We start from the raw sequence: 21716 nt of genomic DNA, 5'->3' as shown, positions 1-21716 counted from the left end.
CGCCGCCCGGACCCGCGCCTCACACGCCGGCGGGGCTGGGATCGGCCGGCGGGGCTGGATTGGGCGGTGGGGCTGGGATTGGCCGGCGGGGTTGGGTCAGCTTTCTGTGCGGTACATCAGGTCCACCTCGTGGGTGGCGAAGCCGAGGCCCTCGTAGACCGCGAGGGCCGCCGGGTTGTCGGCGTCCACGTAGAGCATGGCCGTCGGGAGGCCCTGGGCCGCCAGGTGGCGCAGGCCGATCGCGGTGAGGGCCTTGCCGAGGCCGCCGCCCTGGGCGCCCGGGCGGACGCCGACCACGTAGACCTCGCCGAGGCCTTCCGCAGCGTGGACCTTCGTCCAGTGGAAGCCGACGAGCTCCCCGTCGCGCTCCGCGAGGAAGAAGCCCTCGGGGTCGAACCACGGCTGCGCCATCCGGTCGTCGAGGTCGCGCTGGGTCAGCGAGCCCTGCTCCGGGTGGTGGGCGAAGGCGGCCGCGTTCGCCGCGAGCCAGGCCGTGTCGTCGGTGCCGGGCACGAAGGTCCGTACGGTCACCCCGGACGGGAGCACCGGCTCGGGCAGCGGCTTGCCCTCGGCCAGCGGCCGGCGCAGCTGGCGCAGCTCGCGGAAGAGGGTGAGGCCGAGCACCTGCGCGAGGTGGCGGGCGGCCGACTTGCCGCCGTGGGCCCATACCCGCAGCCGTTTGCCGGAGGCGGCGAGCAGGGCGGTGCCCATGGCCCGCCCGTGCCCGCGCCCCCGCAGGGCCGGGTGGACGACGAGCTCGGCGGCCGGCGCCTCGACCGGGTCGGTGTCCTCCAGCTGGCCGTAGGCGGAGAGCCGGCCGCCCTCGGTGAGCAGGAAGTGCCGGATCCCCTCGCGCGGCCCGCCGCGCAGCTGGAGCCGTCCCTGTTCGGACACTGCGGTGGTGCCGTCCGTACGTGCGGCGTCCTCGATGAGGTCGAGTACGGCGCTCGCCTGTTCCTCCGTCAGCTCGTCGAGAGTCTGAATCTGCCGTCCCGGCTCCAGGGCCGCTGCTGCGTCAGTCATGACACGAGCCTACGACCGCGGTGGGGAGGGGCGGAGTGCGGGCGCGTGGTCGGTGCTTCTTCTGCGCGTAACCAACGCGATACCGCTACCCCCTGGTAGAGCTACGCGCGTTGACCTTAGGCTTCGCCGGACCTCCCGAGCATTACAGCTGTCACATAAGGGGACTAAATGTCAGCGACGCCACAACGGCACCGCCGAACCCGCCGGTTGACCCTCACCGCACTCGCCGTCACGGCCGGGGCCGGGGCGATGATCGCGGCCGCACTTCCGGCCGGTGCCGCGAGTGGTGGCGGTGCGGCCAAGAGCCGGACCGTCGATGTGCAGATGCTGTCGTTCAACGACTTCCACGGCACGCTGGAGCCCCCGCAGGGCTCCTCCGGCACCGTGACCGAGCGTCAGGCCGACGGCACCACCAAGGCCATACCCGCGGGCGGGGTCGAGTACCTCGCGACCAGCCTGCGTGAGGCCCGCAAGGGCCACGAGTACTCCGTCACGGCCGCGGCCGGTGACATGATCGGCGGCAGCCCGATGCTGTCCGGGCTCTTCCACGACGAGCCGAGCATCGAGGCGCTGAACAAGCTGGGCCTGAACGTCTCCAGCGTCGGCAACCACGAGTTCGACGAGGGCAAGACCGAGCTGCGCCGCATGGCGTACGGCGGCTGCCACCCGGTCGAGGGCTGCTTCGAGTACGGCAAGGACTTCACGGGCGCCGAGTTCCAGTACCTCGCCGCCAACGTCACGGACGAGAAGACCAAGCGTCCGCTGATGTCGCCCACCTACGTCTGGAAGAAGGGGGACGTGAAGATCGGCTTCATCGGCGTCACCCTGGAGGGCACTCCGGACGTCGTGACCGCCGAGGGCGTCAAGGGCCTCAAGTTCGGCGACGAGATCGAGACGATCAACAAGTACGCCGCCGAGCTGAACAAGCAGGGCGTGAAGTCGATCGTCGCGCTGATCCACGAGGGCGGTCTGCCCGCCAACGGCGCGTACAACTACGACTGTGACGTCCCGGGCGCCGGCGCCGGCATCTCGGGCGCGATCGTGGACATCGCCAAGAACGTCGACTCCAAGGTCGACGCGCTGGTCACGGGCCACACGCACCAGGCGTACGCCTGCAACATCCCCGACCCGGCGGGCAACCCGCGCGCGGTGACCTCGGCGGCCTCCATCGGCCGTCTGTTCACGGACACCACGCTCACCTACGACCGGCAGACCAAGGACATCGTCCGTACGCCGGTCAGCTCGCCCAAGCCGGTCAACAAGGTCGTCACCCGGGACCAGCCCAAGGCCCCGGACATGACCGAGCTGCTCCAGCGCTGGAACACCCTCGCGGCCCCGATCGCCAACCGCCCGCAGGGCTTCATCTCGGCGGACATCCCGGGCCGCGGCTCGGCGGAGCCCGAGAAGCCGCTCGGCGACCTGATCGCCGACGCGCAGCTCGAGGCGCTCGCCCCGGCGGACAAGGGCGGCGCGCAGCTGGCCATCATGAACCCGGGCGGCATCCGTTCGGACCTCGCCTACAAGGCCTCGGGTGGCGAGGGCGACGGCGTCGTGACGTACGGCGAGTCCTTCACGGTCCAGCCGTTCACCAACATGATGAACATCGTGGACCTGACCGGCGCGCAGCTGGTCACCGCGCTCCAGCAGCAGGTCAGCGGACCGGTCAACGGGGTGAGCCCGAAGATCCTGCAGGTGTCGAAGGGCTTCACCTACACCCTGGACATGACGAAGGCGGGCGCGGACCGCATCGTCGTCGACTCGGTGCGGCTCAACGGTGCTCCGATCGACCCGGCCAAGACCTACCGGGTCGCGATGAACGAGTTCCTCGCGGGCGGCGGTGACGGCTTCACCGTCCTGAAGGAGCACAAGAACAAGCTGGTGGGCGCGTCCGACCTGGACTGCTTCAACGCCTACCTGACGAAGAACTCCTCGGCGCAGTCCCCGATCGCCCCGCCGGCGGCGAACCGGATCACCGTCGTCAAGTAGCACTTCGTGCGGTACCCCTGAAGGGGCGGCGGGCCATGGCCCGCCGCCCCTTCGGCCTTTCCCCGGGCCCCGTGGCGCGTGGATCAGAGGGTGGCGAGGAACGCTCCGACGGCCGCGTGGAATCCCGCCGGGTCCGTGAACGGCACGAAGTGGTCGCCGTCGAGGGGCGTGTACGAGGTCTTCGGCCGCCGGGCCGCCATCGCCTCGGCGGTCGCCCGCGGGAGGGCATGGCTGTGGGTGCCGTGGATCAGCAGGGCCGGGCAGTCGCTCGCGAGCCAGGTGTCCCAGTGGTCGCCGCGGCACTCCTCGATGGAGTCGAGCATGTCCTGCGGGTGGAACGCCATGCGCCAGCCCGCGCCGCCGGGCAGTGGGCGCAGTCCCGGGGCGACGAGTTCCTCGGCCGCTCCGGCGGCGGCGATGAGCTCCTCGCGGGTGGGCGCGGTGTACGGGAGGCCGCGCAGGAAGCCGAACCAGTCGGACTCGGCGGGGTGCACCTCCACGGAGGTGTCGACATTGACGAGGGCCGAGACCCGGTGGGGGTGAGCGGCGGCCAGGTGGTAGGCGTTGAGTCCGCCGAGGGAGTGGCCGAGCACGGCGACGGGGGCGTCCAGGCCCAGGTGGTCGAGCAGGGCGACGGCGTCGCGTACGTAGCCCTCGCGGCGGTAGTCGGGGGCGCGGTCGGAGTCCCCGTGGCCGCGCTGGTCGGGGGCGATGACCCGCCAGTCCTCGCCGAGGGCGGCGGCGAGGCCGGTGAAGGCGAGGGCTTCGGACATGCCGCCGTGCAGGGCGAGGAGCGGTCGGCCGGTGCCGCCGAAGTCCAGGTAGGAGAGGGTCCGGTTCTCGGTCTTCAGCTCGTGGCGCATGTGTTCCTGCCTCCCGTTGGCCGTGGGGTCTTTCTGACGGCTCCACCCTGTCAGGATTTGGGCAAGCGCGCAATACGCTTGTCTTGCGCGCTTGCCCAAGTGGGCGGTGGATACGATCCCGGCATGGGAAATCGCGAGGACCTGCTGGCCGGAGCCCGGCGCTGCCTGGAGGAGAAGGGTTACCTGCGCACGACCGTGCGCGACATCGCCACGGCCGCGGAGGTGAGCATGGCCGCGATCGGCTACCACTTCGGGTCGCGCGAGGCGCTGCTCAACCAGGCGCTGTTCGCCGCGATGGAGGAGTGGGCCGCGGGCTCCGGCCGGCTCGCAGGGGAGGGGGGGAGTGCGGGGGAGCGCTACGCCGACACCTGGGACCGCAAGATCCGGGACTTCGGCGAGATGCGCTGGCTGTGGCTGGCCTCCGTCGAGGCCTTCGTGCACGCGCAGTCCTCGCCCGAGCTGCTCGCGATCCTGGCCGAGGGCCAGCGCCGCAACCGCCGGATGGTGGCCGCCGCGCTGCGCGGGGTGCCGGAGTCGGAGGTGTCGCAGGAGGACGTACGCGCACTCGGCTCGATGCACATCGCACTGTTGAGCGGGGTGATGGTGCAGACCCTGACCGATCCGGAGCAGGCTCCGGACGGCCGGGAGCTGCTCCGGGGGCTGCGCGAGATGGTCGGGTTGCTCGAAGACTGACTGCTACCGACGGGTAGTAACTGTGACGTGTGCACGCCATAATCCGGCCATCACCGGGTCGGCGAAGGGGCGGGCATGGTCACGGGCACGAGCACAGGCACGGTCACGGGCACGAGCACGAGAACAGGCACGGGCCCGGGCACGGTCACGGGCCCGCGTACCGGCACGGGCATGGGCCGGCGGGCTTTCCTGGCCGGAGCACTGGCCGCGGGAGCGGCCGCCGGACTGGGGGTCGCATCCGCACCGGCCGCCGCGGCGGCCCTCGGCACCCAGGACTGGATGGCCGGCCTCGGCGACTCCACCGCCCTGCAGCGGATGACCATCCCCGGCACCCACGACTCCGGCGCCCGCCACGGCGGGCTCTACGTCGCCTGCCAGAACACCTCGATCACCGAGCAGCTCGACGCCGGGATCCGCTTCCTGGACGTCCGCTGCCGCGTCACCGGCGGATCCTTCGCGATCCACCACGGGTCCTTCTACCAGAACCTGATGTTCGGGGACGTCCTCGTCGCCTGCTGGAACTTCCTCGCCGCGCACCCCTCCGAGACCGTCCTGATGCGCGTCAAGCAGGAGTACTCCGGGGAGAGCGACGCCACCTTCCGCGCCGTTTTCGACGACTACCTGAACAACCGCGGCTGGCGGCCGCTGTTCCGGATCGCGGACTCCCTGCCCTCTCTGGGACAGGCCCGCGGGAAGGTGGTCCTGCTCGCCGACAACGGCGGCCTGCCGGGGCTGCGCTACGGAGACGGCAATGTCTTCGACATTCAGGACGACTGGAACGCCGAGCCCTTCGCCAAGCGCGGCAAGATCGAGAATCACTTCCGCAGGGCCGTCCAGCAGCCCGGCAAGCTCTTCGTCAACTACGTCAGCACCTCGGCGTACATGCCGCCGCGCTGGAACTCCGACCGCCTCAACCCGCAGGTGCACGGCTTCGTCGACGGCGCGGAGATGTCGGGCCGGACCGGGCTCGGCATTGTCCCGATGGACTTCCCGAACACCCGCTCCGGCCTCGTCACCTCACTGATCCGGCACAACTGACGGATCGGAGGGCGGCGGCGCCGGCGCCCCCGGGATCCGGAGCACCGCCTCCGTGCCCGGGCCGCCGTCGGCCGCCGCCCGCAGTTCGGCGCTGCCGCCCGCGCGCGCGACCGTACGGGCCACGATCGACAGTCCCAGCCCGCTGCCGGGCAGGGCGCGGGCCGACGGGGACCGCCAGAACCGTTCGAAGACGTGCGGCAGGTCCTCGGCCGGGATGCCCGGACCGTGGTCCCGTACGGTCAGCCGGCCCGCCCGCAGGGTCACCTCGACGGTGCCGCCGGGCGGGCTGAACTTCACCGCGTTGTCCAGGACGTTGACCACCGCCCGCTCCAGCGCCGCCGCCTCGCCCCGGACGTACCAGGGCCGCAGGTCCGAGTCGAAGCGGAGCTCAGGACCGCGCAGCCGGGCCCGGGACAGCGCGGCGCCGGTGATCTCGTGCAGGGCGACCACGCCGAGCGGGCCGGGGGAGGCCGCGTCCGGCCGGGACAGCTCCTGCAGGTCGCCGATGAGCGAGGCCAGTTCCGTCATCTGCGCCTTGACCGAGGCGAGCAGCTCGCGCCGGTCGTCGGGAGGGATGGCCCGGCCGGTCTCCTCGCTGCGCGCGAGGAGCTCGATGTTGGTGCGCAGGGAGGTCAGCGGGGTGCGCAGCTCGTGCCCGGCGTCCGCGATCAGCTGGGCCTGCCGGTCCTGGGAGGAGGCGAGGGCCGCCGTCATCGAGTTGAAGGACCGGGACAGGCGGGCGATCTCGTCGTCGCCCTCGTCGGGGATCCGGACGGTGAGGTCCTCGGTACGGGCGATGTGCTCGACGGCGTCGGTCAGTTCGTCGACCGGCTGGAGCCCGGTCCGGGCCACCCACAGGCCGGCGGCGCCCGCGCCGACGACCCCGATGCCGCAGACCAGGAGCAGCACCCAGGCCAGGGTGGACAGGGGTTTGTCGATGTCGGCGAGCGGCTTGGCCACGGACAGTGCGGCGGGCTGGCTGCCCACGAGGGCGGGCTGCGTGTAGACGCGGACGGGGATGCCGTTGGAGGTGGTCGCGTCGTAGAGAACGGGGCCCCGGCGTCGCTGGGCGACCTCCAGGTCGATCGCGGTGACCTTCAGGGTGTTGTTGCCGTCGACCCAGCAGTGGCCGCCGTCCGGCAGCACGATCTGCACCTGCGCGCTGAGGTTGTTGGCCGCCTGGTCCGGCAGGGGCGGGCCGGGGACGCAGCGCAGCTTGGCGTAGACCTGGTTGGCCTGGGCCGCGGCGTCGGTGGCGCGCAGCGAGCTGTCCAGCTGTTCGCTCAGCTGGGTGCGGACCATCACCCACGACACCGCCGCCACGCCCGCGACGGCGAGCGCCACGGCCACCGTGACCAGCAGCGCGAGCCGCGAGCGCAGCGGCAGCGCGCGGAATCTGGCGGCCGGGCTCACTCGGGCCCGCTCTCGCCGGCCCGCAGGGCGTAGCCGACCCCGCGCACGGTGTGGACGAGACGGGGCTCGCCGCCCGCCTCGGTCTTGCGGCGCAGGTACATCACGTACACGTCCAGGGAGTTGGAGCTGGGTTCGAAGTCGAAGCCCCAGACGGTCTTGAGGATCTGCTCGCGGGTCAGAACCTGGCGCGGGTGCGCCAGGAACATCTCCAGCAGCGTGAACTCGGTCCGGGTCAGTTCCACCGGCCGTCCGGCCCGGGTGACCTCGCGGGTCGCGAGGTCCATGCGCAGGTCGCCGAAGGTGAGCGCGTCCTCCCGGGTCTCGGTGCCCGCCTGCAAGGTCGCGTAGGAGCTGCGGCGCAGCAGGGCGCGGACGCGGGCGAAGAGCTCGTCGAGCTCGAACGGCTTGACGAGGTAGTCGTCGGCGCCCGCGTCGAGGCCGGTGACGCGGTCGCCGACGGTGTCGCGGGCGGTGAGCATCAGGATCGGTGTGACGCTGCCGGAGGCCCGCAGCCGGCGGGCCGCCGTCAGCCCGTCCATCCGGGGCATCTGGATGTCCAGGACGATCAGGTCGGGGGCGTACGAGGCCGCCCGGTCGAGGGCGTCGAGCCCGTCGACGGCGGTCTGCACGGCGTACCCCTCGAAGGCGAGACTGCGGCGCAGGGCCTCGCGTACGGCCGGTTCGTCGTCGACGACGAGGATCCGCGCTTCGCCTTCGGCGGGGTTCATGGATGGGTCTCCCGGGTGTGTTGGCCGGCCGCGGTGTGCGGCGGGTGACGGCGCTTCCAGCCTCGCACGGGCGGGCCGGGTCCCGTCCGCCTAGAAGACGGTGCCGAAGCCGTCGGCGGCGGATCCGCCGCCGGTGCCGGTGTCCGGGGAGCCGGCCCCGCCGGGGCCGCCCTTGCGGAGGGAGTCCAGGTCGGCCTTGATCGTGTTCACCGGGATGGCGAAGCCGAGGCCGACGCTGCCGGCGGCGGAATTGCCGGAGGCGGGAGAGTAGATCGCGGAGGGCATGCCCACGATCTCGCCGTTCATGTTGACCAGGGCGCCGCCGGAGTTGCCGGGGTTGAGGGAGGCGTCCGTCTGGAGGGCCTTGTACGAGGTGGTGTCGGAGCCGGTGTCCCCGTTGAACTGGCGGCCGCCGAAGGAGAACGGCCAGCTGTCCCCGTCCTGCTGCCGGCCCCGGGGGGACTGCTGCTCGGACTTCGGCACCTTCACCTCGCGGTTCAGGGCGGAGACGATGCCGCTGGTGACGGTGCCGGTGAGGCCGTCGGGGGAGCCGATGGCGACGACCTGGTCGCCGACCTTGACGCCGCCGGAGTCGCCGAGCCTGGCGGGCTTCAGCCCGGACGCGCCCTGGAGCTTGATCAGGGCCAGGTCCTTGTCGGGGTCCGTGCCGACGATCTTGGCGGAGTACTTCTTGCCGTTGCTCATGGTCACCTGGATTTCGGCGGCGCCGCTCACCACGTGGTTGTTGGTGACGATCTCGCCGTCGGCGGTGATCACGACGCCGGAGCCGGTGCCCTGGCCGGAGCCGGTGCGGACGTCGATACGGACGACCGAGGGGCTGACCTGCTCGGCGACTCCGGAGACGGTGCCATTGCCGGACTGCGCGACGTTGGTGCCGTTGACGCCGCCGACCGCGGCGGTGGCCTGCCGGTCCATCAGCTGCTGGACGGCGGCCGCGGTGCCGCCGCCGACCAGGGCTGCGGCGAGTGCGACCGCGGCCAGCAGGGCGACGGGCCGCTTGGCGCGCGGTGCGGGGGGCGCGGCGTGGGCGGGCTGGCGCGGGCCGCCGTCCTCGCCCCGGCCGCCCACGCCGGCTCCGCCCGCGGCCGCCGGAACCGTCTCGCCGCGGATGACCGGCGGCTGGTGCGCCTCGTGCCAGCCGGGGGCGGCGGGCGGGTAGGAGGGCGGCGGCGGGTAGGCCGCGGCCCCGGCACCGGTTCCGGCCCCGGTTCCCGTACCGGTGCCGACCCCGGTCTCGTGCGCCAGACGGTCGCGCCCGCGCTGCCAGTCCTCGCCGAACGGCGCGTGCCGGGCCGGGCTGTTCTCCTGCGGGTACTCGCCTTCGCGGCGGAAGCTGTCGGTCATGACAGTGACTCTTCCCGCCGATGATGAGAGCTTCCTGAGCCGGGCCTGAGAAGCCCGACAGAACCGCGTATGCGCGATATGAGAACCGGCCTTGACCCTCGACCTGGTGGAGGTCCCAGAGTCACGGGTGTGGAGAGCGAGATGCACAGCATTGGTGAGACGGGCCGCGACAGCGGACTGGGCGTGAGCGCCCTGCGGTTCTACGACCGCGCGGGCGTCCTGGTGCCCGCCCGGGTGGACCCGGCGACGGGATACCGCTGGTACGCGCCCGAGCAGCTCGACGAGGCCCGGCTGCTGGCCCGGCTCCGGCAGGCGGGGATGCCGCTCGCGGACATCCGGCTCGTGCTGGCGGGCTGGTCCGGCGGCGACACCGGCCTGGTGCCCCGCCTGCTGGACGCCCACCTGCGGCGGCTCGAACGCGAACTCGCCGATGCGCGCGGAGCGCTCGCCACGGTACGCGCGCTACTGGGACCCAAGGAGAACACCATGACCACCACCACCCGCACCGCCCGGCTGACCCTGCCCGCCGCGGAGTTCGCGGCCGCACTGGACGCCGTACGCTTCGCCGTCGGCGGCGACCCCGAACTGCCGGTGCTCGGCGGGATCCTCTTCGACGCGGAGGGGACGGGCCTGCACCTCGTGGCCACCGACCGCTACCGGATGGCCGTGGCCCGCGCGTCCACCACCGGCCACGGCGGCGAGCGGGTGCAGCTGACCGTGCCCGCCCCGCTCGTGGACGCGATGCGGGCCCTGCTGGGCGACGGCTCCACGGCCGTCCTGACCGTGGACGGGGACGGGGTCGAGCTGGAGACCGAGGGCCGCCGGGTGGCCGGGCGGGGCCTCGGCGAGGAGTTCCCCGACTACCGCCGCCTGATGCAGCTGCCCGAGGGGCGCCGCATCGCCCTGGACGTACCGGCCCTGCGACGGGCCCTTGCCGCTCAGGGCGGCGAAAGGTGCGTCCTGGTCCTGACGGACACGGTGACCGTCGCCGACGACGCCTGCGCCGCCGACGCGGACCTCGACGGCGACCGGGTGGGGGTCAACCCCGCCCTCCTCCTCGACGCGCTCGCCGCCGGGGAGGACATGCTGCTGGAGTACGTCGGCCCCAAGGCCCCGCTGGTGCTCCTGCGCCGGGGCACCGAGGACGCCTTCTCCCTGCTGATGCCGTGCACCCTCGACGCGTGACCGCGTGACCGCGCGGGATCAGCGGCAGCCGCAGGAGCGGCGGATCACCAGGGCGGAGGGGAACTGCTTCAGCCGTTCCCGACGTGAGCCGGCCACGCGCAGGCCGTCGTCCAGCACCAGGTCCACGGCCGCGCGGGCCATCGCCGGGCGGTCCGAGGCGATCGTGGTCAGCGGCGGGTCCGTGAGGGCGGCTTCCTTGACGTCGTCGAAGCCCGCGACGGCCAGTTCCCCCGGCACGTCGATGCGCAGCTCGCGCGCGGCACGCAGCACGCCGATGGCCTGGTCGTCCGTGGCGCAGAAGATGGCGGTCGGGCGGTCGGGCCGGGCCAGGACCTCCAGGGCGACCGTGTACGCGTCGTAGCGGTTGTAGGGGGCCTCGATGAGCCGGCCCTCCACCGAGCGGCCGGACTCCTGCATGGCCCGCCGCCAGCCCTCGACGTGGTCGGCGACCGGGTCGCCGACCGACGGGGTGTTCTCGACGCCGCCGATGCAGGCCACGTACTCGTGCCCGTGCTCCAGCAGGTGGCGGGTGGCGAGCTGGGCGCCGCCGATGTCGTCCGTGACGACGGCGACGTCGTCGATCGCCTCCGGGCGCTCGTGCAGCAGCACGACCCGGGCGTCCCAGGCCTCGATCTCGCTGGCGGCCTGCTCGCTCATGCCCTGGCTGACCAGGATCAGGCCGGAGACCCGCATGCCGAGGAAGGCCCGCAGGTAGTGGACCTCGCGCTCGGTGCGGTAGTCGGAATTGCCGACGAGCACCATCTTCCCGCGCTCGGCGGCGGCCTGCTCGACCGCGTGCGCCATCTCCGCGAAGAACGGCTGACGCGCGTCGGGGACGATCATGCCTATGAGGTCCGTGCGCCGCGACGCCATCGCCTGGGCGACCCGGTCCGGGCGGTAGCCCAGGTCCTTGATCGCGGCGAGGACACGCTCGCGCGTGGCCGGGGCGACCGGCCGGGGTCCGTTGTTGATGACGTAGCTCACGACGGCGGTAGACGTACCCGCAAGTCGTGCCACGTCATCCCGCGTCACCTTGGCCACGCGCGGCAGTCTACGCGGGGTGACCTACCTCTGGGCAGGGCGTCCTGCCGAGTGGATGCTCACAGGATCTTCGGCCGATCGGGTGACGGCCGGGTCCTGCTGCGCGGTCGTCCGCGCCGCGGCCTGCGCGGCCGTCTTGGCCGCCGCCTGCGCCGCGGCCTCCGCCGCCGCCCGCTCGACCTTCTCCGGCGTGACGAAGCGGTAGCCGACGTTGCGGACCGTGCCGATCAGGGACTCGTGCTCGGGGCCGAGTTTCGCGCGCAGCCGCCGTACGTGCACGTCGACGGTCCGGGTGCCGCCGAAGTAGTCGTAGCCCCAGACCTCCTGCAGCAGCTGGGCGCGCGTGAAGACCCGGCCCGGGTGCTGGGCGAGGTACTTGAGCAGCTCGAACTCCTTGAAGGTGAGGTCGAGCACCCGCCCCTTGAGCTTGGCGGAGTAGGTCGCCTCGTCCACCGACAGGTCGCCGTTGCGGATCTCCATCGGGGAATCGTCCGAGCCCAGCTGCTGGCGGCCGGTGGCCAGCCGCAGCCGCGCCTCGACCTCGGCCGGGCCGGCGGTGTCCAGCAGGACGTCGTCGATGCCCCAGTCGGCGGTGACGGCCGCGAGGCCGCCCTCGGTGACGACGAGGATCAACGGACAGCCGGGTCCGGTGGAGCGGAGCAGCTGGCACAGCGACCGCACCTGCGGCAGGTCGCGGCGGCCGTCCACGAGGATGACATCGGCTCCCGGGGTGTCCACCAGGGCGGGGCCCTCGGCCGGGGCCACCCGGACGTTGTGCAGCAGCAGGCCGAGTGCGGGGAGCACCTCGGTGGACGGCTGCAGGGCGTTGGTGAGCAGCAGGAGTGAGCTCACGACCGACCACCTGCCCGGGTCGGACGGTGGTGCACGGTTCGCTGGTCCATCACGTCGGTTCCTCCTCGGTCCCGTCGAGGACGTGCGCGGTACTGCTTCGTACGGCTTGCCCGGTGTCCGGCGGTCCCCGCGCCCTGGGGTCCGCATGGATACCACTGTTCTCGGTTCGTTCAACGTTCTGAAAGCACAAAAGGACCCGGGGGCAACATTGCCCGGATCCTCTCGCCAAGCAGAATAGCCCACCCGCGCTTTCGTGGCAGAGGCTTCTTCCTCTTCCGCTTCTGTGGTTCATCCCACGCTGCCGCCCTGGTTGGGGGCGGGTTTCACCGGATCGGCGGCCCGCCGAGAGGTACCGCCGGTCCCCGGGCGCACACCCGGCGCGTCGGGGCACGCCGGGGTCAGGGGTGGGAGGGGCCATCATGGAGGCCGACGGTAGAGAGCCGACGATAGGAGCTGCAGTGGCAACCGGAACCATCCGCTACTGGGCGGCGGCCAAGGCCGCGGCCAAGACGGCGGAGGAGCCGTACTCGGCGGGCACACTGGCCGAGGCGCTCGACGCCGTGCGGGAACGCCACCCCGGGGAGCTGACCCGGGTCCTGCTGCGCTGCTCCTTCCTCGTGAATGACGAGCCTGTGGGCAAGCGCCCGCACGATTCCGTCCCGCTGACCGAGGGCGGCACCGTAGAGGTGCTTCCGCCGTTCGCGGGCGGGTGAGCGGGAGCCGATGAGCACGCCTGAAGAGCAGCAGCGACAGCAGTACGCGCAGCAGCAGCAACAGCAACAGCAGCAGGATCCGTACGGGACCCAGACCTGGCAGTCCGACACCTGGGACACCAGCTACCAGCCGGTGCACCCGCCGCTGGGTGCGGTGCCCGGGCAGCCGGTCGCGCCCGAGAGCTGGTACCGGGAGGAGGCCCCGGCGGCCCCGGGCCCCTGGCCGGACGGCTACGCCCAGGCGCAGGCTCAGGCGCAGGCACCCGCACCGGACCCGTACCAGCCGGTGGCTCCGGAGGGCTGGTTCCGGGACGAGGGCCAGGCCCAGGGACAGGCCCAGGGACAGGCCCTGACTCCCGCTGCGGCTCCGGTCCAGGACTGGCCGCAGGGTGCCGAGACGGCCTATCTGCCGCCGTACCCGGGCCCCGAGCACGAGCAGCAGCCGCCGCAGCTCCAGCAGCCGGTGGCTCCGGAGGGCTGGTTCCGGGACGAGGCCCAGGCCCAGGGACAGGCCCTGACTCCCGCCGCGGCTCCGGTCCAGGACTGGCCGCAGGGCGCCGAGACGGCCTATCTGCCGCCGTACCCGGGCCCCGAGCACGAGCAGCAGCCGCCGCAGCACCAGCAGCACCAGCAGCCGCCGGTCGAGCAGACCGCGTACCTGCCGCCGGTGACGGACGTGTCCGCCGCCGAGCAGACCGCGTACCTCCCGCCCCAAGCCGCGGCCTCCGCCCCGGGCGCGGACCCAGCCGAGGTCCCCGGCGAGCCGCAGGAGATCGCCTCCTGGTCCCAGCCGACCCTCGCCGGCAACACCGTGCGCGCCGTCGACCCGGCCCAGGCCCGTGCCGAGGGCCGCTCGCCGATCATCGATCCCGGACCGCAGCCCGCCATAATCACCGCCGTCCTCGGACTGCTGCTCGCCGTGGCCGCCGCCCTCGGGCAGTACGCCCTGCTCCTGCCGCTGATCGCCCTCCAGGGCCTCACCGCGGCCGGCTGGTTCCGCCTCAACGGCATGTGGCCGGCCCGCCAGGGCATCGCCCTCGCCTTCGCCGGAGCCGTCGTCGCCGACGTGGCCGTGCTCGCCGTGGACTCCCCGTACGGACCCGGCGCGATCGTGGGCACCCTCGGCGCCTGGGTGCTGCTCACGCTCGTCCTCCAGCTGCGCAGCCACGCCGATCCCGACGAGCGGATGTACGGCCTGATGGCCTCCGTGGCCTCGGCCGCGCTCGCCATCATCTGCGCCGGCTACCTGGCGGCCGATTCCGCCGCCGCCACGGTCGGCGCCGCGGCCGTCGCGGTCGCCGTCTTCACGCGTGCGCTGCCGCTGCCCACCGCCCCGTCGGTCGGCGTCTCGCTGGCCGCGGCCGCCGGCGCCGGCATCGCGGTCGGCGGTATGACCTCGGTCGGCGTGGGCGGGGCCCTCATCGGTCTCGTCGCCGGCGTGTGCGCGCTGGTCGGGCTGCGCGTGGCGGCGTACGACTACCCGTCGAAGTTCGTGCACATGACGGCCGGTGTCGCGCTGCCGCTCGCGGCGGCCGCCCCCGCCGTGTACCTGATCGGCAGGGTGGTGGGCTGATCCCTCCCCGACGAGGGGCATGGTCAACTAGAGCGCACGTACCGATTAGTAGGGGGAGGGAACGTGCGTTTCCTGCGCGTCGTTGTGATCATCGGAGTGGTGCTGGGAGCCCTGTTCGTGGGCGTGGACCGCTGGGCGTCCGGCTATGCCGAGAACCAGCTGGCCGAGCGAATACAGGCGCGGCAGGGCCTGGCCGGCTCCTCGGAGGTGGAGATCCACGGATTCCCCTTCCTCACCCAGCTGGCCGGCCGCGAGCTGGACCGGGTCGACCTGAAGCTGCGGGGCGTCGAGATCGCCGCCGAGGGCCGCAAGACCCGGCTCTCCGAGCTGGACGCGAGCTTCCGCAGCGTGACGCTGGACGGTGACTACAGCGGCGGCACCGCCCAGCGGGCCGAGGGCAGCGCGCTCATCACGTACGCGGACCTGACGGCGGCCTCGCAGAGCGGCGCGACCCTCGCCTACGGCGGGGCGCCGGGCAAGGTGAAGGTCACCGCGTCCGTGGACCTCCTCGGCAAGACCCTGACGCACAGCGTGGTGGCGACCATCACCCTCCAGGACGCGCCGGGCGGAAAGGGCGGGAAGATCGTCCGGGTGCGCGCCGACGAGGTGCCCGGCGGGAGCGTTCCGCTGGTCGAGAAGACGATCCGCAAGAAGACCGACTTCGACCGCGATCTCGGCAGCGGCATGCCGGCCGGACTCCAGCTGTCGTCCCTGACCTCGGACGAGGCCGGTGTGCACCTCACGCTGGGCGGCTCGAACGTGGTGGTGGCCGGATCGTGAGACGGTGCGGTCCGATCCGCAGAAGGACGGGCCGCACAACGGGTCCCGGGGGCGGCGCGGCGGCCGCCCGGGGCACTCGGATCCCAATATTCGGACGATCCTGTCTCGGTATATGACACGCCGGTGACAGGGCGGCCGATTCGTCCCTACGATCCATGGCTATGAAGCATCAGCAGGCGGACCTCACGAAGCGACGGGCAGTAGACCTGTGTCGCGTCGCCGCCATGCTCTGTCGATCCATGTGACCTGTGAGCGCATCCGCTCCATCGACCGGACGACGGCCCCACGGCCCTTCCCGCGTGACCGCACCAGAAGCCTCCTGATCCCCTGACGCCTCCCCGCGCAGGACCTCGAGCGCACCCGCAGGCACGCAGCACCGCGTCACCCGCACAGCCCCGCCGCACACTGCCCCGGAGGAGAACACCATGAGCCGCAGCGACGTCCTCGTAGACGCCGACTGGGTCGAGGCCCACCTGAACGACGCCAATGTCGTCATCGTCGAGGTGGACGAGGACACGTCCGCGTACGACAAGAACCACATCACCAACGCCGTCCGGATCGACTGGAAGAGCGACCTCCAGGACCCGGTCCGCCGCGACTTCGTGGACCAGGAGGGCTTCGAGAAGCTCCTCTCCGCCAAGGGCATCTCCAACGACGACACCGTCGTCCTCTACGGCGGCAACAACAACTGGTTCGCGTCCTACGCCTACTGGTACTTCAAGCTCTACGGTCACCAGGACGTGAAGCTCCTCGACGGCGGCCGCAAGAAGTGGGAGCTCGACTCCCGCGACCTGGTCGACGGCAAGGACGTCCCGAACCGCCCGGCCACCGAGTACAAGGCCAAGGCCCAGGACACCTCCATCCGCGCCTTCCGCGACGACGTCGTGGCCGCGATCGGCTCCCTGAACCTGGTCGACGTCCGTTCGCCCGACGAGTTCTCCGGCAAGCTGCTCGCCCCGGCCCACCTCCCGCAGGAGCAGTCGCAGCGCCCCGGCCACGTGCCGAGCGCCCGCAACATCCCGTGGTCGAAGAACGCCAACGACGACGGCACCTTCAAGTCGGACGACGAGCTGACCGCCCTCTACGAGGCGGAGCAGGTCGATCTGGCGAAGGACACCATCGCCTACTGCCGCATCGGTGAGCGCTCCGCGCTCACGTGGTTCGTGCTGCACGAGCTCCTGGGCCAGGAGAACGTCAAGAACTACGACGGTTCGTGGACCGAGTACGGCTCGCTCGTGGGCGTGCCGATCGAGCTCGGCCCCAACAAGTAACCAGACGACCGGGCACGCGACGCCCTCGTAGTACGACCTCTCTAGGACAGGACAGAGAACATGTGTGGAGCACAGATCGGCGGGCCCGACCTCGCGACGCTGAAGCCCGGTGAGACCGCCATCCAGGGTCAGATCACCAAGGACGGCGAGCCGGTGTCCGGCTACGTCCGCCTGCTGGACTCGACCGGTGAGTTCACGGCCGAGGTCCCGACCTCGGCGACCGGCCAGTTCCGCTTCTACGCCGCCACCGGCTCCTGGACGCTGCGCGCGCTCGTCCCGGGTGCCCAGGCGGACCGTGCCGTGGTGGTCGCCGAGGCCGGCGGCGTGACGGACGTGGCGATCGCGGTCTGAGCACCGCACAGGTGATCGCCTGAAAGAACGGCCGAAGGGCCGCACCCCCGGGGGTTGGACGCCACTGGAACGGGGTGCGGCCCTTCGTGCCGTCCGGACGGGTCCGCGCCCGTCCGGACGTCTTGCGCCCGGGGGCGGCGGACCTACGCTGGAGGCATGTACGCCCGGCGCCGACGCGCCTACTTCCTGCTGATGGGCGGATGCCTGGTCCTCTTCGTCTCCGCCTGGGCCGTCGTGCGCCTGTGGTCGGTCGAGGCCGCGGTGGCCATGTGCGTGGTCGCGATGGTCATTCCGCCGGTCGCCGCGATGATCGCCAACCGGCGCGGCCCGGACGACCGCTGGTGGGACGACCCCTCGGGCGATCCGAAGTCCGACGAGTGGTGGGACGAGCTGGACGGGAAGCGGCGCCACGAGGACTGAAACGCCGCGAGACGAGAATGTGATCCACATTCGTACAACTGCCCTCCTCCGGTACGGGTCATGGGGTACGCGCGGGTAAGCAACCCGCGCCACCAGGCTTGTGGGGGACCCTTTTGGAACACGAACAGACCATCCCTGAGCAGCGGAACACGGGGGAGGCCGGGGCAGATCCGCACGTTCCGGATGCTCCGGAATCCGCCGACTCCCCGGATGCGCCGGCCGACGCTCCGGCCCCGCGTCCCCGCCGGGGGCGGGGCCGTACGACGATCCTGATCGCGGGCGCGGCCGTGCTCGGCGTGCTCGCCGGTACGGTCACCGGCTACGCGGTCCAGTACCACCGCGAGCCCACCCCCCTGGCGCCGCTGGCGCAGCAGGACGTGAAGGGCCCGAAGCCGCTGGCGGTCAACGACACGACGACCCTGCGCTCGATCAACGCCAACCGCTGGCACAAGGCGGACGAGGACCTCGTCAAGAAGCTGGTGGAGGTCCCCGGCGGAGCCCAGAACGTCTTCTCGGGCCCGCAGTCCCCGGACGAGTTCTCCATCGACCACTTCGCGAAACCGTCCGGTGGGGTCGGCGGCATCATCGCCGACGGCGTCCGGCGGATCGCCTCCGTGCACTGGTCCGTGGACGACCGGGACTTCGTCGAGATCACCCTGCTCCAGTTCCGGAACCGCAGGGGGGCCGAAGAATTCCAGGCGGGTGTGAACAGCTACATGCCGACGAAGAAGTTCGCGGGCAACAACGGCCGGGAGGTTCCGGGCGTTCCCGATGACTTCGGCCAGCTGTGGATCGACTCCGAAGCCGACGAGAAGCCCGGCTACCACCCGCTCCGCCACGGCACCGCGATCGTCCGCCGCGGCGACATCGTCATGCACCTCAAGTTCACGAACAACCGCGGCAAGGTCGACGCGAACGCCGTCGCCGAGCTGGCCAAGCGACAGATGGAGCGGCTGTGAGCGAGCGGCAGAACGTGACCGACGCCGTGAAGGCCGGCACGCCGGAGCCGGCCGTGCCCGCAGAGCCGGCCGTGCCGGAGGCGGCGGCGCCCGAAGCCGTGGCGCCCGAAGCCGTGGCGCCCGAAGCCGTGGCGCCGGAAGCCGTGGCGCCGGAAGCCGTCGTGCCCGAGGGTGCGGCGCCGGAAGCCGTCGCTCCCGAGCCCGTGGCGGCTGAGCAGGCCGTGCCCGAGCCCGCTGTGGCCCCGGCCGTTGTGCCCGAGGCCGTGGCGGCGGAGCCGATTGCGCCCGAGCCCGTCGTGCCCGAGGCCGCCGTGGCCCCGGTCGTCGCCCCTGAGGCCGTCCAGGAGCCCGCGCCCGCGCGCAGGGCGAACCGTCGGACCGTCCGGCTGGTGGCCGCCGCCGTGGGCGCCGTCGTCCTCGTGGGCGCCGGCCTGGGGGCCGCGGCCGCACTCGGCGATGCCGACCGGACCGCGCCCACCCGCTACTGGCTGGCCGAGGACGCACCCGTCGCCGAGGCGGGCGAGGCGCCGTCCGTACCGGCCAACGAGCTCCAGAGCAAGCTGCTGCCGCTCCCCAAGGACTACTGGCTCGGCCCCGACGTCGACGCCGAGGGCAACAACTACTTCATCTCGGGCGAGCGGGCCCTGCAGATCGCCAAGGAGGACCACACGGGTCTCTCCGGCGACGAGCGCGCGGAGCGCGACAAGGCCCTCTCCGGTCTGAAGCTCAAGGGGGTGGCCGGACGCAGCTACGCCAGGCGCCACGGCGCCGGCGCGTCGGTGGTCGAGATCCAGCTCATGCAGGCGGATCCCCAGCAGCTCGCCCAGTTCGGCGAGTTCAGCAAGAAGATCCTCTCGCTCGTCGACGCCGACGGGAAGGCGCCCAAGGTGGACGGCTTCCCGGACGCCAAGTGCATGCTGACCCCCCTCATCCGGGAGAAGGACGAGAAGATCGACGCCCTCGACTGCCTGGCCGTCCAGGGCGACGTGATGGTGAGCTTCCGGGTGTACGGGTCCGGGGACTTCCTGCCCAATGACGCAGCGGCCCTGTTCAAGGAACAGCTGAACCACCTCAAGTCCCCCGGAGAGTCCGCGTGAGCGAGCAGAACACCATCGACGCGACCCCCGCGGCCGCGGCCGCGGCCGCGGCCGCGGGTCCGGAGGCCGCGGCCGCGGTCGAGGACGCGCCGGCGCCCGGCCCCGGGGCGGCCCCGGAAGCCCTGCCCAAGGACCGCCGCCGGCTGTTCGCCGCACTGCGCTGGACCGCCGCCGTCGCCGTCTTCGCCGTCGTCGGCGCGGGCGTCGCGTACGGGATCACCCGGACCGAGCGCACCGACATCCCCGGCCTGTCCACCGAGAGCGACGGCCGCTGGACGTTCCCGGCGCTCTCCAGGCCCGCGCTGCCCGCGGGCGCCCCCGTGCCCCAGGGCCCGGACAACAAGGACGAGACGCACTACGCGGTGCTCTCCGGCCTGCTCCTGCCCGCGCCCGAGGGCGCGAAGACCGACGACGCGTTCAAGGCGGACAAGGGCGGGGCGGTGTCGGTCGACGCCTTCCTGGAGGAGTACACCCCCGAGGCCCGCGAGAAGCTGAAGCAGCAGCTCGAATGGGACGGGCTGCGCCAGATCACCGGGCGCGGCTGGACCATGGCGGACGGCACGCGTACCCACGTGTACCTGCTGCGCTTCCACGCGTCGGGCTTCGTGGACGCCTTCAAGGGCTGCACGTTCAACGCGCCGCTGGACGGCGTCTCGGCCCTGGACCTGGACGACGTCTGGAACAAGGCCAAGAACACGCAGGCCAGCAGCCTCCCGATGGGATTCCCGGGGTCGGGCGTGATCGGCGAGCGCGAGGTCACCGTGTACCAGGAGGTCCCGCCCGTCCTCGGCGACGAGCAGACCAAGATCGGCTGCCTCCAGGCGGGTGACATCCTGGGCATGGTCGTCCAGACCCGCAAGGGCGAGGTGGCCCCCGTCCCCTTCCACCAGACCGTGCTGCTGCAGGGCCAGCTCCTGAGCTGACCGCCGGGGCCGTGCCACGGTGCCCGGCCCCGGCCGGGCACCGGCGGGCGCACGGGTGCGGCCCACCTCACCGCGTGTGCCGGTCCCCGGGCCAGTAGGCTTGGGGACCGGCCCCGTACAGCCCCGAAACGATTCCGAGGAGCACCCCGTGCTTGAGGCAGTCTTCACCTCCCTGCTGGTCCTGGTCTGCGTCGGCGTCATGGCCTTCACCGGCCTGGCCGTCAAGAAGCTGTACCAGGGTCAGCGCTGAGCCTCGGCCCAGCCGACTGACCGCCCCGGAACCCCTCCCACAGATCGCCTGAGCAGCCATTCATGATCCAGATCCCGTCCGACCTGAACCCGGGCCTCGTCCCGCTCGCCTTCCTCCTCGGCAACTGGGAGGGTGCGGGAGTCTTCGACTTCCCCGGTGAGGAGAAGTGCAACTTCGGCCAGGAGGTCGTCTTCAGCCACGACGGCCGGGACTTCCTGGAGTACACCTCCCACACCTGGGTCCTCGACGCCGAGGGCAACAAGGTGCGCCCGCTGGAGTCGGAGTCGGGTTACTGGCGCATCGACAAGGACCGCAAGGTCGAGATCGTCATGGTCCGCGACCAGGGCGTCGTCGAGGTCTGGTACGGCGAGCTCGCCGACCAGAAGCCCCAGATCGACCTGGTCACCGACGCCGTCGCCCGCACCGCTGCCTCCGGCCCGTACAGCGGCGGCAAGCGGCTCTACGGCTACGTGAAGAGCGACCTCATGTGGGTCGGCGAGAAGGCCACGCCCGACGTCGAGCTGCGCCCGTACATGTCGGCCCAGCTCAAGAAGGTCGTCACGCCCGAGGAGGTCGCCGAGATGGCGCGCAACCTCCCGGACATGCCGGACGACGGCATCGCCTTCTTCCGCTGATCCACAGGCCGTACGCACGTACGCAAGGCTGTGCGAAAGGGGACCGCGGGACAGCCCGCGGTCCCCTTCGCGCGCATACACTGGCCGGGTGGGGAGCAGCGTGGACACCGAAAGCTCTGACTGGAAGAGCGACCTGCGGCAGCGCGGATACCGGCTGACACCGCAGCGCCAGCTCGTGCTCGAAGCGGTCGACGCCCTGGAGCACGCCACCCCGGACGAGATCCTCGTCGAGGTGCGCAAGACCGCCTCCGGGGTCAACATCTCCACCGTCTACCGCACGCTGGAGCTCCTGGAGGAGCTGAAGCTGGTCTCGCACGCCCACCTCGGGCACGGGGCGCCCACCTACCACCTCGCCGACCGGCACCACCACATCCACCTGGTCTGCCGGGACTGCTCCGAGGTCATCGAGGCGGACGTGGACGTCGCCGCCGAGTTCACGGCGAAGCTCCGCACCGCCTTCGGCTTCGAGACCGACATGAAGCACTTCGCGATCTTCGGTCTGTGCCGCAAGTGCGCCGCCAAGCAGCGTGCCGACACCCCCTAGCAGGGTCGTACGC

Annotated in this window: 23 protein-coding genes; 16 read left to right on the top strand and 7 right to left on the bottom strand. The window is 72.0% G+C overall.

The genetic code is table 11. The annotated features are described in order from the left end of the window. Positions 1 to 96 precede the first annotated feature (96 nt). The gene (gene mshD / locus OG753_RS20445; RefSeq protein WP_327263194.1) at positions 97 to 1023 is read right to left on the bottom strand and encodes a mycothiol synthase; all 927 of its coding nucleotides are present in this window, start codon (positions 1021 to 1023) and stop codon (positions 97 to 99) included. A gap of 168 nt (positions 1024 to 1191) precedes the next feature. Between mshD and OG753_RS20440 the strand changes: the two genes are divergently transcribed. Next, positions 1192 to 3009, top strand: coding sequence for a bifunctional metallophosphatase/5'-nucleotidase (locus tag OG753_RS20440; protein WP_327263193.1), 1818 nt, complete (start codon positions 1192 to 1194; stop codon positions 3007 to 3009). Between the two features lie 83 nt (positions 3010 to 3092). Here the strand turns inward: OG753_RS20440 and OG753_RS20435 are convergent, their stop codons facing one another. Beyond that, the gene (locus OG753_RS20435; protein WP_327263192.1) at positions 3093 to 3872 is read right to left on the bottom strand and encodes an alpha/beta hydrolase; all 780 of its coding nucleotides are present in this window, start codon (positions 3870 to 3872) and stop codon (positions 3093 to 3095) included. A gap of 123 nt (positions 3873 to 3995) precedes the next feature. Between OG753_RS20435 and OG753_RS20430 the strand changes: the two genes are divergently transcribed. Together OG753_RS20430 and OG753_RS20425 are read left to right on the top strand one after the other, a co-directional pair. Continuing rightward, on the top strand, positions 3996 to 4565 hold the full coding sequence (locus OG753_RS20430) for a TetR/AcrR family transcriptional regulator (RefSeq protein ID WP_405789511.1): 570 nt from the start codon (positions 3996 to 3998) through the stop codon (positions 4563 to 4565). A gap of 171 nt (positions 4566 to 4736) precedes the next feature. Then, the gene (locus OG753_RS20425; protein ID WP_327266838.1) at positions 4737 to 5603 is read left to right on the top strand and encodes a phosphatidylinositol-specific phospholipase C; all 867 of its coding nucleotides are present in this window, start codon (positions 4737 to 4739) and stop codon (positions 5601 to 5603) included. On the opposite strand, the gene OG753_RS20420 is transcribed toward OG753_RS20425, so the two are convergent. From OG753_RS20420 to OG753_RS20410, 3 genes are all read right to left on the bottom strand, one after another. Continuing rightward, positions 5583 to 7016: a sensor histidine kinase gene (locus OG753_RS20420; protein ID WP_405789510.1), complete on the bottom strand. Its 1434-nt coding sequence runs from the start codon at positions 7014 to 7016 to the stop codon at positions 5583 to 5585. The genes OG753_RS20425 and OG753_RS20420 overlap by 21 nt on opposite strands. Further along, positions 7013 to 7744: a response regulator transcription factor gene (locus OG753_RS20415; RefSeq protein ID WP_327263189.1), complete on the bottom strand. Its 732-nt coding sequence runs from the start codon at positions 7742 to 7744 to the stop codon at positions 7013 to 7015. The genes OG753_RS20420 and OG753_RS20415 overlap by 4 nt, the downstream gene beginning before the upstream one ends. Before the next feature lie 90 nt (positions 7745 to 7834). Further along, positions 7835 to 9109, bottom strand: a complete 1275-nt coding sequence (locus tag OG753_RS20410; protein WP_405789508.1) for a S1C family serine protease — start codon at positions 9107 to 9109, stop codon at positions 7835 to 7837. A 141-nt stretch (positions 9110 to 9250) separates the two neighbouring features. Between OG753_RS20410 and OG753_RS20405 the strand changes: the two genes are divergently transcribed. Beyond that, positions 9251 to 10294 (top strand): MerR family transcriptional regulator, encoded by a 1044-nt coding sequence (locus OG753_RS20405; protein ID WP_405789506.1) that lies wholly within the window; start codon positions 9251 to 9253, stop codon positions 10292 to 10294. An 18-nt stretch (positions 10295 to 10312) separates the two neighbouring features. On the opposite strand, the gene OG753_RS20400 is transcribed toward OG753_RS20405, so the two are convergent. Further along, a complete protein-coding gene (locus OG753_RS20400; protein WP_327263186.1) occupies positions 10313 to 11335 on the bottom strand; it encodes a LacI family DNA-binding transcriptional regulator in 1023 nt (340 codons plus the stop codon). Positions 11336 to 11359: 24 nt separating this feature from the next. After that, the gene (locus OG753_RS20395) at positions 11360 to 12187 is read right to left on the bottom strand and encodes a response regulator transcription factor (protein ID WP_327263185.1); all 828 of its coding nucleotides are present in this window, start codon (positions 12185 to 12187) and stop codon (positions 11360 to 11362) included. A 458-nt stretch (positions 12188 to 12645) separates the two neighbouring features. On the opposite strand from OG753_RS20395, the gene OG753_RS20390 reads away from it, so the two are divergent. The 12 genes from OG753_RS20390 (at position 12646) to OG753_RS20335 (ending at position 21703) form a co-directional block, all read left to right on the top strand. Further along, positions 12646 to 12900: a MoaD/ThiS family protein gene (locus tag OG753_RS20390; protein ID WP_030387258.1), complete on the top strand. Its 255-nt coding sequence runs from the start codon at positions 12646 to 12648 to the stop codon at positions 12898 to 12900. A gap of 10 nt (positions 12901 to 12910) precedes the next feature. Next, positions 12911 to 14473, top strand: coding sequence for a hypothetical protein (locus tag OG753_RS20385; RefSeq protein ID WP_405789504.1), 1563 nt, complete (start codon positions 12911 to 12913; stop codon positions 14471 to 14473). 63 nt (positions 14474 to 14536) lie between these two features. Next, complete coding sequence (locus tag OG753_RS20380; protein ID WP_327263183.1) at positions 14537 to 15253, top strand: DUF2993 domain-containing protein; 717 nt, start codon at positions 14537 to 14539, stop codon at positions 15251 to 15253. Positions 15254 to 15408: 155 nt separating this feature from the next. After that, entirely contained in the window at positions 15409 to 15498 is a 90-nt protein-coding gene (locus OG753_RS20375; protein WP_350875872.1) for an Ms5788A family Cys-rich leader peptide, read from the top strand. A gap of 180 nt (positions 15499 to 15678) precedes the next feature. After that, positions 15679 to 16524 (top strand): sulfurtransferase, encoded by an 846-nt coding sequence (locus OG753_RS20370; protein WP_030387261.1) that lies wholly within the window; start codon positions 15679 to 15681, stop codon positions 16522 to 16524. Between the two features lie 60 nt (positions 16525 to 16584). Then, a complete protein-coding gene (locus OG753_RS20365) occupies positions 16585 to 16875 on the top strand; it encodes a DUF1416 domain-containing protein (RefSeq protein ID WP_030011783.1) in 291 nt (96 codons plus the stop codon). Between the two features lie 156 nt (positions 16876 to 17031). Next, positions 17032 to 17295, top strand: coding sequence for a DUF3099 domain-containing protein (locus tag OG753_RS20360; protein ID WP_052875676.1), 264 nt, complete (start codon positions 17032 to 17034; stop codon positions 17293 to 17295). A 113-nt stretch (positions 17296 to 17408) separates the two neighbouring features. Further along, complete coding sequence (locus OG753_RS20355; protein WP_327263182.1) at positions 17409 to 18254, top strand: hypothetical protein; 846 nt, start codon at positions 17409 to 17411, stop codon at positions 18252 to 18254. Next, complete coding sequence (locus OG753_RS20350) at positions 18251 to 19351, top strand: hypothetical protein (RefSeq protein ID WP_405789500.1); 1101 nt, start codon at positions 18251 to 18253, stop codon at positions 19349 to 19351. Before OG753_RS20355 ends, OG753_RS20350 begins: the two co-directional genes overlap by 4 nt. Then, a complete protein-coding gene (locus tag OG753_RS20345; RefSeq protein ID WP_405789499.1) occupies positions 19348 to 20274 on the top strand; it encodes a hypothetical protein in 927 nt (308 codons plus the stop codon). The genes OG753_RS20350 and OG753_RS20345 overlap by 4 nt, the downstream gene beginning before the upstream one ends. Before the next feature lie 312 nt (positions 20275 to 20586). After that, on the top strand, positions 20587 to 21159 hold the full coding sequence (locus tag OG753_RS20340; RefSeq protein ID WP_030659031.1) for an FABP family protein: 573 nt from the start codon (positions 20587 to 20589) through the stop codon (positions 21157 to 21159). An 88-nt stretch (positions 21160 to 21247) separates the two neighbouring features. Then, positions 21248 to 21703 (top strand): Fur family transcriptional regulator, encoded by a 456-nt coding sequence (locus OG753_RS20335; protein ID WP_327263179.1) that lies wholly within the window; start codon positions 21248 to 21250, stop codon positions 21701 to 21703. The last annotated feature ends 13 nt before the right edge of the window (positions 21704 to 21716 follow it).

This window comes from Streptomyces sp. NBC_00029 (genome assembly GCF_045160505.1).
Lineage (GTDB): Bacteria > Actinomycetota > Actinomycetes > Streptomycetales > Streptomycetaceae > Streptomyces.
The sequence above is the reverse complement of the archived record's forward strand: the minus strand, read 5'-3'. Positions and strand labels throughout refer to the sequence as shown.

Excerpts from the sequence above, each read along its gene's own strand:
- OG753_RS20410 (WP_405789508.1), bottom strand. The coding sequence starts at position 9,109 with ATGACCGACAGCTTCCGCCGCGAAGGCGAGTACCCGCAGGAGAACAGC.
- OG753_RS20425 (WP_327266838.1), top strand. The coding sequence starts at position 4,737 with ATGGGCCGGCGGGCTTTCCTGGCCGGAGCACTGGCCGCGGGAGCGGCC.
- OG753_RS20340 (WP_030659031.1), top strand. The coding sequence starts at position 20,587 with ATGATCCAGATCCCGTCCGACCTGAACCCGGGCCTCGTCCCGCTCGCC.
- OG753_RS20365 (WP_030011783.1), top strand. The coding sequence starts at position 16,585 with ATGTGTGGAGCACAGATCGGCGGGCCCGACCTCGCGACGCTGAAGCCC.
- OG753_RS20430 (WP_405789511.1), top strand. The coding sequence starts at position 3,996 with ATGGGAAATCGCGAGGACCTGCTGGCCGGAGCCCGGCGCTGCCTGGAG.
- OG753_RS20375 (WP_350875872.1), top strand. The coding sequence starts at position 15,409 with ATGGCTATGAAGCATCAGCAGGCGGACCTCACGAAGCGACGGGCAGTA.
- OG753_RS20440 (WP_327263193.1), top strand. The coding sequence starts at position 1,192 with ATGTCAGCGACGCCACAACGGCACCGCCGAACCCGCCGGTTGACCCTC.
- OG753_RS20415 (WP_327263189.1), bottom strand. The coding sequence starts at position 7,744 with ATGAACCCCGCCGAAGGCGAAGCGCGGATCCTCGTCGTCGACGACGAA.
- OG753_RS20435 (WP_327263192.1), bottom strand. The coding sequence starts at position 3,872 with ATGCGCCACGAGCTGAAGACCGAGAACCGGACCCTCTCCTACCTGGAC.
- mshD (WP_327263194.1), bottom strand. The coding sequence starts at position 1,023 with ATGACTGACGCAGCAGCGGCCCTGGAGCCGGGACGGCAGATTCAGACT.
- OG753_RS20370 (WP_030387261.1), top strand. The coding sequence starts at position 15,679 with ATGAGCCGCAGCGACGTCCTCGTAGACGCCGACTGGGTCGAGGCCCAC.
- OG753_RS20405 (WP_405789506.1), top strand. The coding sequence starts at position 9,251 with ATGCACAGCATTGGTGAGACGGGCCGCGACAGCGGACTGGGCGTGAGC.
- OG753_RS20385 (WP_405789504.1), top strand. The coding sequence starts at position 12,911 with ATGAGCACGCCTGAAGAGCAGCAGCGACAGCAGTACGCGCAGCAGCAG.
- OG753_RS20360 (WP_052875676.1), top strand. The coding sequence starts at position 17,032 with ATGTACGCCCGGCGCCGACGCGCCTACTTCCTGCTGATGGGCGGATGC.